11 protein-coding genes are annotated in these 15,408 nt (G+C 61.5%); 4 read left to right on the top strand and 7 right to left on the bottom strand.

Annotated elements, in window-relative coordinates; all coding sequences use genetic code 11:
• Positions 1 to 51 precede the first annotated feature (51 nt).
• Both AC07VO_RS00150 and AC07VO_RS00145 read left to right on the top strand, forming a co-directional pair.
• Positions 52 to 690 (top strand): TetR/AcrR family transcriptional regulator, encoded by a 639-nt coding sequence (locus tag AC07VO_RS00150; protein WP_192350336.1) that lies wholly within the window; start codon positions 52 to 54, stop codon positions 688 to 690.
• A 105-nt stretch (positions 691 to 795) separates the two neighbouring features.
• On the top strand, positions 796 to 2,559 hold the full coding sequence (locus tag AC07VO_RS00145; protein WP_018928963.1) for an L-lactate permease: 1,764 nt from the start codon (positions 796 to 798) through the stop codon (positions 2,557 to 2,559).
• A 28-nt stretch (positions 2,560 to 2,587) separates the two neighbouring features.
• Here the strand turns inward: AC07VO_RS00145 and AC07VO_RS00140 are convergent, their stop codons facing one another.
• Genes AC07VO_RS00140 through AC07VO_RS00130 form a run of 3 tightly spaced genes read right to left on the bottom strand, consistent with a single transcriptional unit; the run spans position 2,588 to position 8,315 of the window.
• Positions 2,588 to 3,973, bottom strand: coding sequence for an efflux transporter outer membrane subunit (locus AC07VO_RS00140; protein ID WP_192350335.1), 1,386 nt, complete (start codon positions 3,971 to 3,973; stop codon positions 2,588 to 2,590).
• Positions 3,970 to 7,116, bottom strand: a complete 3,147-nt coding sequence (locus tag AC07VO_RS00135) for an efflux RND transporter permease subunit (RefSeq protein ID WP_192350333.1) — start codon at positions 7,114 to 7,116, stop codon at positions 3,970 to 3,972. Before AC07VO_RS00135 ends, AC07VO_RS00140 begins: the two co-directional genes overlap by 4 nt.
• A 2-nt stretch (positions 7,117 to 7,118) precedes the next feature.
• The gene (locus AC07VO_RS00130) at positions 7,119 to 8,315 is read right to left on the bottom strand and encodes an efflux RND transporter periplasmic adaptor subunit (RefSeq protein ID WP_064617570.1); all 1,197 of its coding nucleotides are present in this window, start codon (positions 8,313 to 8,315) and stop codon (positions 7,119 to 7,121) included.
• A gap of 113 nt (positions 8,316 to 8,428) precedes the next feature.
• Here AC07VO_RS00130 and baeS point away from each other — a divergent pair, with 113 nt between their 5' ends.
• Both baeS and AC07VO_RS00120 read left to right on the top strand, forming a co-directional pair.
• A complete protein-coding gene (gene baeS / locus AC07VO_RS00125; RefSeq protein WP_192350331.1) occupies positions 8,429 to 9,847 on the top strand; it encodes a sensor histidine kinase efflux regulator BaeS in 1,419 nt (472 codons plus the stop codon).
• Positions 9,848 to 9,850: 3 nt separating this feature from the next.
• A complete protein-coding gene (locus tag AC07VO_RS00120) occupies positions 9,851 to 10,534 on the top strand; it encodes a response regulator (protein WP_018928958.1) in 684 nt (227 codons plus the stop codon).
• A gap of 74 nt (positions 10,535 to 10,608) precedes the next feature.
• Here the strand turns inward: AC07VO_RS00120 and AC07VO_RS00115 are convergent, their stop codons facing one another.
• The 4 genes from AC07VO_RS00115 to AC07VO_RS00100 all read right to left on the bottom strand — a co-directional run bounded on the left by AC07VO_RS00115 (position 10,609) and on the right by AC07VO_RS00100 (position 15,326).
• A complete protein-coding gene (locus AC07VO_RS00115; RefSeq protein WP_192350329.1) occupies positions 10,609 to 12,735 on the bottom strand; it encodes a TonB-dependent siderophore receptor in 2,127 nt (708 codons plus the stop codon).
• Between the two features lie 91 nt (positions 12,736 to 12,826).
• Positions 12,827 to 13,276 carry a hypothetical protein gene (locus AC07VO_RS00110; RefSeq protein WP_138867432.1) on the bottom strand — a complete coding sequence of 150 codons (450 nt, stop codon included), beginning with the start codon at positions 13,274 to 13,276 and terminating at the stop codon, positions 12,827 to 12,829.
• Between the two features lie 107 nt (positions 13,277 to 13,383).
• Positions 13,384 to 14,646 carry a HAMP domain-containing sensor histidine kinase gene (locus AC07VO_RS00105; RefSeq protein ID WP_192350327.1) on the bottom strand — a complete coding sequence of 421 codons (1,263 nt, stop codon included), beginning with the start codon at positions 14,644 to 14,646 and terminating at the stop codon, positions 13,384 to 13,386.
• The gene (locus AC07VO_RS00100; RefSeq protein WP_138867430.1) at positions 14,643 to 15,326 is read right to left on the bottom strand and encodes a response regulator transcription factor; all 684 of its coding nucleotides are present in this window, start codon (positions 15,324 to 15,326) and stop codon (positions 14,643 to 14,645) included. The genes AC07VO_RS00105 and AC07VO_RS00100 overlap by 4 nt, the downstream gene beginning before the upstream one ends.
• Positions 15,327 to 15,408 lie beyond the last annotated feature (82 nt).

The raw sequence follows: 15,408 nt of genomic DNA, 5'->3' as shown, positions 1-15,408 counted from the left end.
TTATATACTCTTGGTAAGTTACGCTCAGTAAGCTACTTTTGGTATATAGCCATGTCAAGCACCGAAACACCCGAGCAAGATTCCAGTCCGCAACCGCGCCGGCGGATGTCGCGGGAGGAGCGCCTGCGCCAGTTGCTGGATGTCGCCTGGCAACTCGTTCGAGAGGAAGGTACGGACGCGTTGACGCTTGGCCGGCTCGCCGAACAGGCGGGGGTCACAAAACCGGTGGTTTACGATCACTTCACCACCCGCCCCGGGTTGCTGGCGGTGCTCTATCAGGAGTTCGACGCACGTCAGACCGCGCTCATGGATACCGCGCTTGAAGCCAGTGAACCGACACTGGCCAGTAAGGCAACGGTCATCGCCTCGTCTTATGTCGACTGCGTTCTGCTTCAGGGCCGCGAGATCCCGGGTGTGATCGCGGCGCTGACGAGCTCGCCCGAGCTGGAAAAGATCAAGCGCGAGTACGAAGCGATCTTCATGGGCAAGTGCCGCAACGCCCTGCTCCCCTTCGCCGGAACCGGTGATATCGCGCCAGCGAGTCTTCGGGCGATGCTCGGTGCCGCCGAGGCGCTGTCCCATGCCGCCGCGACCGGAGAAATCACCGCAGAGCAGGCACAGGACGAACTCTTCGAAACGATCGTGGCGATGGTCGAAAGGAGCGCACGTCAGGAGGGTCTAGAAACCTAAAGCGCATCGTAGGGCTGGCAAGCACTCGCCAGGACAGCAGCGTATTGCCACCTATACTCAAGCCACCTTCCCCGCGCTACCCACAATAAAAAGCAGAGGTGGAAAATGGTCTGGCAGCAAATCTACGACCCCTTCGGTAACCCGGTGCTATCAACCCTCATGGCGGCGACGCCGGTGGTGGTGATGCTGGTTTCCCTGGCGTTTTTCCACATCAAGGCGCATCTGGCGGCGTTGTTGGCCCTGGGTTCGGCCTTGCTAATCGCGATTTTCGCCTTCGGCATGCCCGCGAACATGGCGGGCTCGGCCGCACTGTTCGGCGCCGCCAACGGTCTGTTGCCGATTGGCTGGATCGTGCTCAACATTATTTTCCTGCATCGGCTGACCACCGAGAACGGCTCGTTCAAAGTGCTGCAAGACTCCCTGGCGCGCATCACCGACGACCGACGTCTGCAATTGCTGCTGATTGCCTTCTGCTTCGGTGCCTTCTTCGAAGGGGCCGCCGGTTTCGGCACTCCCGTGGCGGTAACCGGGGCCATTTTGATCGGGCTGGGTTTCTCACCCCTGGCCGCGTCTGGCCTGGCGTTGATTGCCAATACCGCGCCCGTGGCGTTCGGTGCTCTGGGCACGCCCGTCATCACCCTGGCCAAAGTGACCGGGCTGGATGAAATGGAGCTGTCGATGATGGTCGGTCGGCAGTTGCCGTTCTTCTCGGTGATCGTGCCGTTCTGGCTGATCTGGGCCTTCGCCGGATGGCGCAAGATGCTGGAAATCTGGCCGCCGATTCTGGTTGCCGGCGTCAGCTTCGCCATACCGCAATTCCTCGTCTCCAACTACCACGGGCCGATGCTGGTGGATGTGATCGCAGCGCTGATTTCCATGGCCTGCCTGACTGGTTTCCTCAGGGTCTGGAAACCAGCCACGGTGCATACCTCGGCCGCCCTGTCAGGGCGAGTCGACAACTCCAAAATAGCCCAGGAGCATGACCAGAAACCCGTCGCCAGCGCGACCTTTGCCAGCGATGCAAAACCCGCGGTTATGCGCGCCTGGATGCCGTGGATCATCCTCACGGTGTTCGTTTTCGCCTGGGGCACCCAGGGCTTCAAAAACTTGTTCGATACCCGCCCGGCCATGGATCCGCAAACCCACTCGGCCAAGCTTGATCCGCAGGGCAAACCGATGCGCGAGGCCAACCCGATCTTTGCCCCGAGCGTGACCTTCACCACGATTCATCAACAGATCGAGAAGGTCCCGCCGGTGGTGCCCGCACCGAAAGCCGAGGACGCGATCTACAAGTTCACCTGGTTCACCAGCACCGGTAGCGGCATCTTGCTCGCGGCGATCCTCGGCGGGCTGCTGATGGGGTACTCAATCCCGCAACTGCTGCACCATTACCTGCGAACGCTGTGGGTGGTGCGCTATTCGCTCACCACCATTGTGGCGATGCTCGCCCTGGGTTTTCTCACCCGCTACTCGGGCCTCGATGCCACCATGGGCCTGGCCTTCGCCGCAACGGGCATTTTCTACCCGATGTTCGGCACCCTGCTCGGCTGGCTCGGCGTGGCCCTGACCGGCTCGGACACGGCCTCCAACGTGCTGTTCGGCGGCTTGCAACGGGTGACCTCCGAGCAACTGGGCCTGAGCCCGGTGCTGATGGCCGCCGCGAACAGTTCTGGCGGGGTCATGGGCAAGATGGTCGACGCCCAGTCGATCGTGGTCGCGTCCACCGCCACCCGCTGGTACGGCCATGAAGGGGAAATCCTGCGCTACGTGTTTTTCCACTCCGTGGTGCTGGCGATTCTGGTCGGCGGGCTGGTGACGTTGCAGGCGTATGTGGCGCCGTTTAGCCATATGGTGGTGGGCGGGCACTGATCCAGGGGGGCGGGCCTGATCGCGAACATTAATTCCAGCCGCCCCCCATTACCTTGTACAACGTCACCCGGTTGCTCTGCTCGGCCAGACGCAGGGTGATCAGGTCCTGTTGGGCGCTGTACAACGAACGCTGGGCGTCCAGCGCTTCGAGGTAGCTTTGCGAGCCGCCGCGATAGAGCGCGTCGGCCAGTTCAAAGCTTTTACGGCTGGCGTCGGTCAAGGCTTGCTGGGCCGTCAGACGTTGGTCCAGGGTGCTGCGCACCGCCAGGGCATCGGCCACTTCCTTGAAGGCGGTCTGCAAGGTTTGCTGGTAGGTCTGCACCTGAATTTCACGCTCGACCTTGGCCGCATCCAGTGTCGCGCGATTGCTGCCGGCATCGAAGATCGGCAGGCTGACGCTCGGGGCGAAGGTCCAGGCGCCGCTGCCGGACTTGAACAGACCGGACAAGGCCGAACTCGCAGAACCGGCGTTGGCGGTCAGGCTGATGCTCGGGAAGAACGCCGCACGGGCCGCGCCGATATCGATGTTGGCCGACTTGAGGGTGTGCTCGGCGGCCAGCACATCCGGGCGCCGTTGCAAAAGACTGGACGGTAACTCATCCGGCACCTGAACCAGCAGCGCGACCGATTGCAGGCTCGCGCCGGGCAGCAGTTCATCGGGAATATCGCTGCCGACCAGCAAGCGCAAGGCATTGTGGTCCTGGAGAATCTGACTGGCGTAGACCGCCACATCGCCTCGGGCCGACTCCACAGTGGTTTGCGCCTGGGCCAGGGCCAAGCCGGAAGAACCGCCCAAGGCATGGCTGCGTTGGTTCAGTTCGTAGGTTGCCTGTTGGCTGCGCAGGGTTTCCTGGGCCAGTTGCAAACGCTCATTGTCCGCCGCCAGCGTCAGCCAGGCCGTGGCCACTTCAGCCACCAGGCTGATCTGGGTGCTACGCCGGGTTTCGGTCAGTGCCAGATAGTCTTCCAGCGCTTCGTCCTGAAGGTTCTGTACTCGCCCGAACACATCCAGTTCATAGCTGCTCAGCCCCAGTTGCGCACTGTACTCATGACTGGTGCTCGCCGTGCCGCTGCTGGACGTGCGGCTATGTGTGCCGCTGACTCCTGCATCGATGGTGGGAAACGCCGCCGCCCGTTGAATGCGATATTGAGCCTGGGCCTTTTCGATGTTCAGGCTGGCCAGACGCAAATCACGGTTGTTGGTCAGCGCCAGGGTCTGTAAGCGCGCCAGGCGACTGTCGGTAAAAAACTGCTGCCAGTGAATATCCGCCGCCGAATCGCCTGAGGCCACGCTGGTCGACGGCAACCATTGCCCGGCGACCGGCGCTTCGGGGCGCTGATACTGCGGCGCCAGATTGACACAACCACTGAGCAACACCAGAGCAGCCAACAAGGGCCAATGAAACTTGATCATGCATCACCTTTCTGCGCGGTTGGGTTGGCGGTTGTTGCGGTGGATACGCGACCGAAACGACGACGGATCAGCACGAAAAACAGCGGCACAAAGAAGATCCCCAGCACGGTGGCGCTGAACATGCCCCCCAGCACGCCAGTGCCGATGGCCTGGCGCCCGGCAGAACCGGCGCCGGAGCTCAATGCCAGTGGCAACACGCCGAACATGAAGGCCAAAGACGTCATCAGGATCGGTCGCAGGCGTTGGCGCACGGCAGTCAGTGTCGCGTCCCGCAGGCTGTTGCCCTGCTCTTGCAGGTGCTTGGCAAACTCAACGATCAGAATCGCGTTCTTCGCCGCCAGTCCCACCGTGGTCAACAGCCCGACCTGGAAGTACACGTCGTTGCTCAAACCACTGAAGCGGGTCGCCAGCACCGCGCCGACCACCCCCAGCGGCACCACCAGCATTACCGAAAACGGCACAGACCAACTCTCGTACAACGCCGCCAGGCAGAGGAACACAAACAACACCGAGATCCCGTACAGCAGCGGCGCCTGGGAGCCGGACAAGCGCAGTTGATATGACTGCCCGGTCCACTCGTAGCCGATGCCTTCGGGCAGTTGTTTGATGATCGCTTCCACCGCATCCATCGCAACCCCGGCGCTCACCCCCGGTGCCGGATCACCGACCACCTCCAGCGAGGCGTTGCCGTTGTAGCGTTCCAGCAACGGCGAGCCATAGCTCCACGCGCTGCTGGCGAACGAGGAAAACGGCACCATCTCACCTTTGCTGTTGCGCACGAACCAGTGCTCCAGGTCGGCCGCCTGCATCCGCGCCGACGCCTCGCCCTGCACGTAGACCTTCTTCACCCGCCCCTGGTTGAGGAAGTCGTTGACGTAAGTGCCGCCCAACGCGGTGGACAAGGTGCTGTTAATGTCGCTGGTGCTCAGACTCAAGGCGCCGGCCTTGCGATCGTCGATGCTGACTTTGAGCTGCGGTGTATCGTCCAGGCCATTGCTGCGTACTCCCAGCAGCCGCGGGTCTTTCTTCGCCAACTCGATGAACTGCTCCCGCGCGGCGACCAGGGCGTCATGCCCCAGTCCGCCAAGGTCTTTGAGTTGCAGGTCGAAACCCGAACTTTGCCCCAGGCCACGTACAGCGGGCGGCTGCATGACAAACACGTTGGCATCGCTAATGCTCGCCAACGCCAGGGTTGCACGTTGGGCAATAGAAGCCGCGTCCTGCCCTTTCCCCGATCGCTCGCTCCAGTCCTTGAGTTTGATGAAAGCCCGGCCGGTATTCTGGCTGTTGCCACCCATGCCCAAACCGCTGATGCTGATCAGCGCCTCGACTTCCGATTGTTCGAGCATGTAGCTCTCGAACTGCTTCATTACTGCCTGAGTTCGACTATCAGTGGCGCCCACCGGCAACTGGATCTGCGCCATGAGGATGCCTTGGTCTTCGTCCGGTAAGAACGAAGTCGGCAGGCTGGCATAACCAGCACCCATCGCCAGCAAAATCACCCCGTACACCAGCAGGCTCCTACGCCCACGCTGCAAAATGCCGCCGACCCATTGTTGATAGCGCAAGGCGCTGCGTTCGAAGCTGCGGTTGAACCAGCCGAAGAAGCCGCTTTGCGCACCATGGCCCTGGGCATCGGACGGCTTGAGCAAGGTCGCACACAAGGCCGGTGTCAGGGTCATCGCCACCAACACCGACAGGAGCATGGCCGAGACGATGGTCACCGAAAACTGCCGATAGATAATCCCGGTGGAACCGCCAAAAAATGCCATGGGAATAAACACGGCGCTGAGCACCAGAGCGATGCCGATCAGCGCACTGGTGATTTCCGCCATGGACTGGCGAGTCGCCGCCAGCGCCGAAAGTCCCTTCTCACTCATCACCCGCTCGACGTTCTCCACCACCACGATGGCATCGTCCACCAGCAGTCCGATGGCCAGGACCATGGCGAACATGGTCAGGGTATTGATTGAATAGCCGAACAGCGCGAGCACGCCGAAGGTGCCCAGCAATACCACCGGCACGGTGATCGCCGGGATCAGCGTGGCCCGCAGATTCTGCAGGAACAGGAACATGATCAGCACCACCAGCACGATCGCTTCGCCTAAAGACTTGACCACTTCTTCGATGGACAGGCTGACAAAGGGGGTCGTGTCGTAAGCGATCACGTTCTTGAGCTGCATTTGCGCAGGGTAGAAAGGCTCCAGTTCCTTGAGTTTGGCCTTCACCGCTTCACCCACGCTCAGGGCATTGGCCCCGGCGGCGAGCTGCACGCCCATGGCGGCGGCAGGTTTGCCGTTGAGGGCAGAACTCACGTCGTAGCTTTCGCTGCCCAGTTCGACCCGCGCCACATCCCCCAACAGCACCACCGCCCCATTGCTGGTGGACTTGACCACCACATTGCGAAATTCTTCGGCGGTTTGCAGCTTGCTGCGGGCACTGATAGTGGCGTTCAACTGTTGCCCGGCCACCGCCGGCAAGGCACCGAGCTGGCCGGCGGACACTTCGGTGTTCTGTGCTTCCAGGGCGCTGCTGATGTCCGAGGGCATCAACGCATACTTTTCCAGCAGTGCCGGATCCAGCCAGATGCGCATGGCATAACCCGAACCGAGGGTCTGCACGTCGCCGACGCCATCGATTCGACTGATCTGGTCGAGCAAGGTGCTGGAAATGTAGTCGCCGATCTGGGTGCCGGTGACGCTTGGGTTGTCGGAGGCCAGGGCGGCAATCATCAGAAAGTCCGAACCGCCCTTGGTCACGGTCAGGCCTTCGCTCTGCACCGATTGCGGCAGTCGCGATTCAGCCTGTTGCAGTTTGTTCTGCACCTGCATCTGCGCCACATCAGGGTTAGTGCCGGCGGCAAAGGTCAGGCTGATGCTGGCGCTGCCCGCCGAACTGCTGGAGGCCGACATGTAGGTCAGGTTATCCAGCCCTTTCATCTGCTGTTCGATGACCTGCGTCACCGAGTTTTCCACGGTCTCGGCCGAGGCGCCGGTGTAGGTGGCGGAGATCCGTACCGTTGGCGGAGCGATGTCCGGGTACTGTTCCAGCGGCAGTTGGCTGATCGACAAGGCGCCGGCGAGCATGATGACAATGGCGATGACCCAGGCAAAAATCGGTCGATCGATAAAGAACCGCGCCATGCTCAGCCCTCCTGCGCAATGGCAGTCGGCGCCGATTGCCGCGTGCGGCTGCGAGTGCCCGGGTTTTGCGCCAGCACCGGGGCGCCAACCCGCACTTTCTGCCCGCCCTCGACAATCACCTGGTCACCCGCCGTCAGGCCCGAGGTGACCCACCATTGGTTGCCCACGGCGCGATCGATGGTCAGCACGCGCTGTTCGACCTTGCCATTGACCACCAGCAACACCGACGTCACGCCACTGGCGCTGCGGGTCACGGCTTGCTGCGGAATCAGGATCGCTTGATCGTCCCGGGCCTGCTCCAGCACCGCCCGTACATACATGCCCGGCAGCAACAGCCGGTCCGGGTTGGCGATTTCCGCCCGCAGGGTCACGGTGCCGGTGCCCTCATTGACGCTGACCCCGCTGAATTTCAAGCGGCCCTCATGGGCGTAGGTGCTGCCGTCGTCGAGCTTGAGACTGATCCGCGCTTCGCCCTCGCCGTTGCTTTGCAGCACACCGCTGGCGAGGTCGCGCTTGAGGCGCAACAGCTCGGTGGTCGATTGCGTGATATCCACGTAGATCGGGTCCAGTTGCTGCACCGTGGTCAGTGCGCTGTCCTGATTGGCCACCACCAGTGCGCCGGGGGTGACCGTCGAGGTTTCGATGCGCCCGCTGACGGGCGAGCTGATGCGGGTATAGGCCAGGTTGATGCGCGCGGTATCCACGCCGGCCTGGGCCACTTGCAGTTCAGCCTCGGCTGTCAGCAGACTGGCCTGGGCATCCTCGTTGTCCTGCTGGCTGATGGCATCGATCTTCGCCAACTGGGCATCACGCTTGGCCGTGGCCTGAGCCGACTTCAATGTGGCGCGCGCCTTGGCCAGGGTCGCCTGCGCTTCAGCCAATGCAGCCTTGTATGAGGACGCGTCCAGCTGATACAGCGCCTGCCCGGCCTTGACCTCGGCGCCTTCGACAAACAGCCGTTGCTGGACGATACCGCCGACCTGCGGGCGAATCTCGGCGATCATGAACGCCTGAGTGCGCCCGGCCAGCTCCGTGGTCAGCGCCTGGCTTTGGGGTTGCACCGTGATCACTGACACCTTGGCCGGTTCGACCACGGGCGCGGATGCGCCGGGGGAGCAACCGCTCAACACCACCAGAATGATCAAGGACAGTAAAACCGCGGCGGTTACCAGGGATTTGGCGAGAATTTTGGTCGACATAAATGCCTCTGCAAGACGGGGTGGCTGAAGCCAGACGCCATACTGCGAGGCAAATGTGCAGGAAAATTGAAGATTGCCTGCCGCCCTTGAATCTTCGTCGCGCCAGGGCCTAAATGGGCGGGCCATTCACCGACCTGCCCGAGCCCATGAAACTGAGTATCTCCACCAAACTGTTTATCGCGGTACTGGCCAGTGTGCTGTTTGTCATCCTGAGCATGGGGCTGGCCAACGGCTGGAGCTTCGGCAAAGGCTTTCTCGATTACCTCAACGAACAGGCTCTGTTGCGCATGACCCCAGTGCTGCCGCGCCTGGCCAGCGCCTATGAGCGCGAAGGCAGTTGGGAATTTCTGCGCAACCAGCCGGATCGCTGGTTCGAACTCATGCGACCGGAGCCGGGCGTAGACTTCACCAACCCGCAGCAGCCGACCCTGCCCACGTCTGACCTGACCGGCGCGGTGTTTCGCATCGCTCTGTTGGACCAGCAAAAGCAGTTGGTCATGGGCTACTCGGCGATTGCCGACGACGCCCTGATGCGCCCGATCGAGGTGGCCGGTAAAACCGTCGGCTGGCTGGCGGTAACGCCGTTCCAGAACGTGACCGAAGCCGGCGGTGAACGCTTTCGCCTGTACCTGTTGCGCACCAGTCTGGCCGTGGGCGTGTTCTCGTTGCTGCTGGCAATGCTGATCGCCTGGTGGATCGCCCGCACTTTGCTTGACCCCGTCAAGCGAGTAGCCGCGGCCACGCATCGATTGGCCGCAGGCGAGTACAGCAACCGGGTGGCGGTGTCCTCCAATGACGAAGTCGGTCAGTTGGCCCGCGACTTCAATCAACTTGCGTATACGCTGGAGCGCAACGAAAAAATGCGCCGGGAGTTCATGGCCGATGTGTCCCATGAACTGCGCACCCCGCTGTCAGTGTTGCGCGGTGAGCTGGAGGCCATCGAGGATGGTGTGCGCACGCTCGATCAGTCGTCGATGAAATCGCTGCAAGGCGAAGTCGGCATGCTCAGTAAACTGGTGGATGACCTGTATGAACTGTCCCTGGCCGATGTGGGTGCGCTGACCTACCGCAAGAGCGAATGTGATCTCAACGAGCTGCTGGACAGTTGCGCAGCGATGTTCCAGGAACGCTGCAATGCCCGGCACTTGCGCTTGGAGCTGGAGCTGCCGACACCCCCCCTAAGAGTGGAAGCCGACCCCAAGCGCTTGCAGCAACTGTTCGGCAATCTGCTGGAAAACGCCGTGCGCTATACCGATGAAGGCGGTGTGCTGCGTATTCGTGCGGCCAGCGATGGCGACGACGTACGCATCGATTTCCTGGATTCCGGCCCCGGGGTCGACGCGGATCAGTTGCCGCGTCTGTTCGAGCGTTTCTACCGTGGCGAAACCTCACGCAACCGTGCCAGTGGTGGCGCCGGTCTGGGGCTGGCGATCTGTCACAGCATCGCCCTGGCTCATGGCGGCAGCCTCAGTGCCGATCATTCCCCGTTGGGTGGCCTTTGGCTGACCCTGCGCCTGCCACGGAATGCCTGAACCATGGTCAACGACAACCCGATCCTGATCGTCGAAGACGAGCCCAAACTGGCCGCGTTGATGCGTGACTACCTGATCGCCGCTGGGTATGCGACCCAATGCCTGGACAACGGGCTGGAGGTAGTACCGGCGGTCCGTGCCCGCGAGCCACGGCTGATCCTGCTCGACCTGATGCTGCCTGGACGCGATGGCCTGCAAGTGTGCAAGGAACTGCGCAGTTTCAGTGCCGTACCGATCATCATGATCACCGCCCGCGTCGAGGAAGTGGATCGCCTGCTCGGACTGGACCTGGGCGCCGACGACTACATCTGCAAACCCTTCAGCCCGCGTGAAGTGGTAGCCAGGGTCAAAGCCATCCTGCGACGCAGCCCTCAGCTTTTGACGTCTGCACCACCGCGTCTACAGATTGATGAAGAACAGTACCTGGCCTCCCTCGACGGCATAACGCTGGACCTGACACCACTGGAATTGCGCCTGCTAAGCACCCTCGCCCGCTCGCCGGGACGGGTGTTTTCCCGGGATCAGTTGCTCGACCGGATCTACTCCGATCACCGGGTGGTCACCGACCGCACGGTCGACAGTCATATCCGCAATCTGCGGCGTAAGCTCGAACAAGCCTGCCCGGGGGAGCATCCAATTGAATCGTTGTACGGGGTGGGTTATCGGTTTCAGCTCGCCGACGCCTGAAGCGTCGTCGAGATGAAGGAAGACTACCGCCCCGTTCCACGGGCAGAACGGGGCGGCACATCAAGACAGTGCGATCAGAACGTCACGCTGGCGCTGAGGCGTGCCGTGCGCGGCTCTCCGACATTGACCGCCAGTTGGCTGCCGGTGGAGGACGGGTAGTACTGTTTGTCGAACAGGTTGTCGACGTTGAACTGCAGCGAAGTCTTGTACCCGAACATCGGCGCCTCCCAGCGCACGAAGGCATCGGCGACGGTGTAGCTGCTCAGCCAGAAATCGTTGGCATTGTTGGCCGCACGCTCGCCGACATAACGCGCACCGCCGCCCGCATGCCAGGCCCCGAACTCCGTAGGCACATTCAGGTGATGGGTAAGGTACAGGCTTGCGGTGTGCTTCGGCGCATCGGCGAGGCGGTGACCTTCGTCATCCGGATCGTCGAGGATTTCCGTGTGAGTGTAAGCGTAGGTGCCGATCAGGTCCCAGCGCTCGGCCACACGCCCGGTGATGTCCAGTTCCAGGCCCTGTGAGCCGACTTTGCCCGCCGCCTCCGAGAGGCTGACGCCACCGACCGTCTGGGTGGTCACGACGTTTTTCTTCTCGATGTCGAACAGCGCCAGGTTGATGTTCAGCCCCGGCAGCGGATCGTACTTGGCGCCGACCTCATAACTGCGGCCCTCCTCCGGATCGAAGGTATGGCCGGCATCGTCGACTTGGGTATTGGGCTTGAACGAACGGCTGTAGTTACCGTACAGCGACAAGCTGTCGGTGGCTTTGTAGACCAGCCCCAGGAACGGCACGAAGGCATCGCCGTTATCGTCGCGGTTGACGGTGTAGCTGCTGCCGCGGCCCTGATCGCTGTACTGATCGTAATGCTGCTGGCGACCGCCGAGAACCAGGATCCAGCGGTCATCGAGGTGCCAGTTATCCTTGAAGTACACGGAGCTGGAATTCAGCTGGTTGCTCAGGTCACTTTGGCTGGCACTGACAAGGCTCGGCTCGGCCAGACGACCATAAACCGGCGAGGTGATGTCGAAACCTGACTGCGCGGTATTACGGTAGGTTTTGCCACGGAATTGGTCGGACGCTTCGGTGTCCGCGCCGATCAGCAAGTCATGGCGCTGGCCGAACAGTTCCTGCTGGCCGATGAAATCCCAGCTGGCGTAACGGGTTTCATCGTCGTAGTGAGCGCCGTTGGCAGCACGTCGCAGGTTGTTGCCGGTCAACGAACTCGGCTGGGCAATCGAGAGGCTGTAGCGGTCGTTGTTCCAGCCGTAGGTAACGCGGGTTTTCCAGTCGTCACTCAGCTGATACTCGAAACGCGCGGTAGCCAATTCACGGATACCGACGCTTTTGGCCCATTTTTCGTCGAGGCGCTTGTCGTAGTCGATGTCCGCCGGATGACCATTGGTGAACACCGTGCCACGGTCGAAGGGTTTGGAGTAATCGTTGTATTCGTAGCTGAGGGTCAGGCTGGCACGCTCGCCCGTCCAGGTCAGCGAGGGTGCAATCAGGGTGCTTTCGTTCACGCCGTAGTTGCGCCAGTAATCCTCGTGGCCGCGTTCGGCAATCAGGCGATAGGCCAGGCCGGTATCGCCCAGCGGCCCGGTGGTGTCCACGGCCATGGTGCCGCCGCCTTCGCTGTAGGCAGAGCCGCTCAGGGTCGTGCTCTGGGCGTATTCAGGCTTCTTGCTGATCACGTTGATCAACCCGCCGGGTTCCAACGCGCCGTACAGCATCGACGCAGGCCCTTTGAGCACTTCGATGCGATCCGTCGTGGCGCTGAAGTTTTTCCCCAGGTTGGAACGCACGCCATCGCGCAGGATCGAGCCGTCATCGTTGGTGCCGAAACCGCGCTTGACCAACGAGTCCCGGGAACCGCCCAGGGTGTTGCCCTGGCTGACGCCGCTGACGAACTTCATCGCGTCGTCCAGCGAGCGCACCTGATAGTCGGCCAGGGTTTGCCGGGTTACTACATTGACCGATTGCGCCTCCTCCTTGATCGGCACATCGCTTTTGCTTGCGGTGCTGGCTTGAGAGGTGGTGTAGCTGGTGTCTTGACTGACGCGGCTCGCCTGAATATCCGTGGTCGGCAGTTCAATCAGTTCCTGTGCCCACAAAGGACCGGCGAACATCACGCAGGACAGTGTCGGCAGCGCGTGTTTGATGAAAACCTTGCGGCGGGCAAAGAGGTGGGGATGGCTCAAGACGTTGCACTCAATGAGTTAGTAGTAATGATTCTCATTGTATGGTGCGATGTATTTCCAGTAAACACCTTCGCGGTTATTAACTAACGAGTTATTGCTCTGCCACATAGATGATGGTTTGCGCGCTGTCTGCTGTCGCGGGCGGACGGGTGAAATAAGTGTCGCCGTCATCCGTGAGGATCTCGTATTGCACCTTGCCGGCGACACGGCTCGATACAGCGGCATGCTTGATGATCTTCAGCACCCGCTGAAATTTCACGCTTTGGGTGCCGTTCTGGGCTGGCCCGGTGAGCACATTGACCGTTTGAAACCAGCCATCATTTTTTTTGTTCGATACCAGGGTGCTGGTCAGCGCCTCGAAACGCTCCAGCCGGGTGAAGCCCCAGAGCGTCTGTTCCTCGACCGTTTTGCCCTGCGCGGTAGAACCCGTAAACACAAACAGATTGATGGCCGGATTGTCTTCACAAAAGAAGTCATAGGGCACCAGCCCGTCGACCATTTTCTTGCCGGAAACAAAGCCCTTTTTATGAACCAGAAACATGCCCACCTCCACGCTGAAACATCAGCAAACGCTGCGTAAGTTTGAGCGGGAAGTCTACTGAGGCGAGGCGTACAGAGCCGTCAAGCCAATGTAATATCGTGTAAAGATCACGCCTGACGGGGCAAGCTGATTTCCACGGTCAGCCCAGCGGACGGCTCGTTGCGCGCCACAATCGTGCCGCCATGCATTTCCACGGCCCTTGAGGCGATCGCCAGGCCCAGGCCGAAACCGGCACTGGCCTCGCTCAAGCCACGCTCGAACGGGTGGAAAATGCTCAGCAGCCGCTCGTTTTCAACACCCGCCCCCTGATCGGTAATCCGCACCGTCAGGCAGTCTGCTTCGAGATTGACCTCAGCCGACACAACAACCGCCGTCATCGGTTTGGTATGGCGCACCGCGTTGCGAATGACGTTCTCGAAACACCGATACAGCAACTCGCCGCTGACCCGACTGACAAAGGCCGGGCACGCCTGCAGGCTGACCCGGCAACCTTTCATTCCCGCCTCGAATTGAGCATCCTCGACGATCACCGTCAGCAACTCGATGATGTCGAGTGGCTCGCGGTCGATACTCTCGGGCCGGCCCTGCATGCGCGCCAGGGTCAACAACGCCTCGATCAACGTATCCATTCGCACCGATTCGCGCTGGATGCGCTCCACCATTTCCTGGCGGGCCGGTTCTTGCTGCAACAGCCCGATGGCAGCTTGCATGCGCGTCAACGGTGAGCGAAGTTCGTGAGAGATGTCATGCAACAGGTGTTGCTGGGCCTCCACCAGCAGTTTCAGCTGGTTGGCCATTCGGTCACAGTCCCCGGCCAGATCGACGATTTCATCGCGGCGCCCGCCCATCATCGGTTTGACCCGGGTTTCGAAGCGCCCCTTGGCCACATCGCTCATCGCCCGCCTGAGATAGGCCAACGGCCACGCCAGGTAATACGCCATATACCCGCTGAACAGCGCACTCATCACCGTGCCGATGATCAGCGGGATCGAACGCCCCGGCCCTTGCTCACCTTCTTTGCCAAGGGGCTGTGAGGATCTGAGCGAGAGGGCCAGACCGTCCTTGCTGATGACCGTTCGCTCAAACGCTGGCCGCGGAACCGGCGACCCAGCCAGCAGTTGACCGGCACTGTCATAGACACCAATGGTTTCGTCACCGGGGTGCCGCCACACTGTCAGCAATTGCCTTCCCGACTCGACGCCGAATTGTCGCAGCAGCTGTTCCTCGCTGGCCAGGATGGCCTCCAAATGAGGATCGCCAGGCCCGTGATTACCCAGTACCAGAATGCCCACCCCGACCAGAAACGTCAGGCTGGTGGCGAGCCAAAACGCCAGGAACAGTTTCCAGAACAGCCGACTGGGTTTCATCATTCGGCGATCAACAGATAACCGAGGCCACGCACGCTCTGAATCCAGGCCTTGGCGTCAGGGCGCGGACCGAGCTTCTGGCGAATGCTGCTGATGTGCACGTCGATGCGCCGGTCGTAGCGGGTCAAGGGACAGCCCAAGGCATTGAGCGACAGGTCCTGTTTGCTCACCACCTGCCCGGCACAGCGGGCCAGTTCTTCGAGCAGGCTGAACTCGGTACTGGTCACCCCCAGCTCGCCCCCCTGCCACTGGGCCTGGCGCTTGCCGGGCCACAAGACCAGCGGGCCGGTCCTGATCACTTCGGTGGTGGGCTGATCCGCCGGCTGCACCCGACGCATGATTGCCCGCAAACGCGCCACCAGTTCCCCCGGTGAACTGGGTTTAGGCACATAGTCATCGGCCCCCAGTTCCAGGCCGGTGATCTTGTCGATGTTATCGCCACGGGCCGTGAGCAACACCACCGGTACCTGGCTCACGGCGCGAATGCGCCTGAGCACCTCGATACCCGACAGGCGTGGCAGCATCACGTCCAGCACCACAATGCTGTAGCGCCCGGACAGTGCTTGAATCTCACCCTCCTCGCCCGTGTGCACGGCGGTCGCCTCGAAGCCTTCACGCTCCAGGTATTGGCTGAGCATTCCAGTCAGTTCCTGGTCATCGTCGACGAGCAATACAGAGATCATGGCGGGCTCTTGAGTGGGGGCCGCGCATTATCGCCCTTGCGCTGCACAGCGTCATCGCCCCGGGCAAACCTTTACCTAACTT

Source organism: Pseudomonas sp. GW821-FHT03E01, from assembly GCF_059420765.1.
Note: the sequence above shows the minus strand (reverse complement) of the source record. Positions and strands in the feature narration are given on the sequence as shown.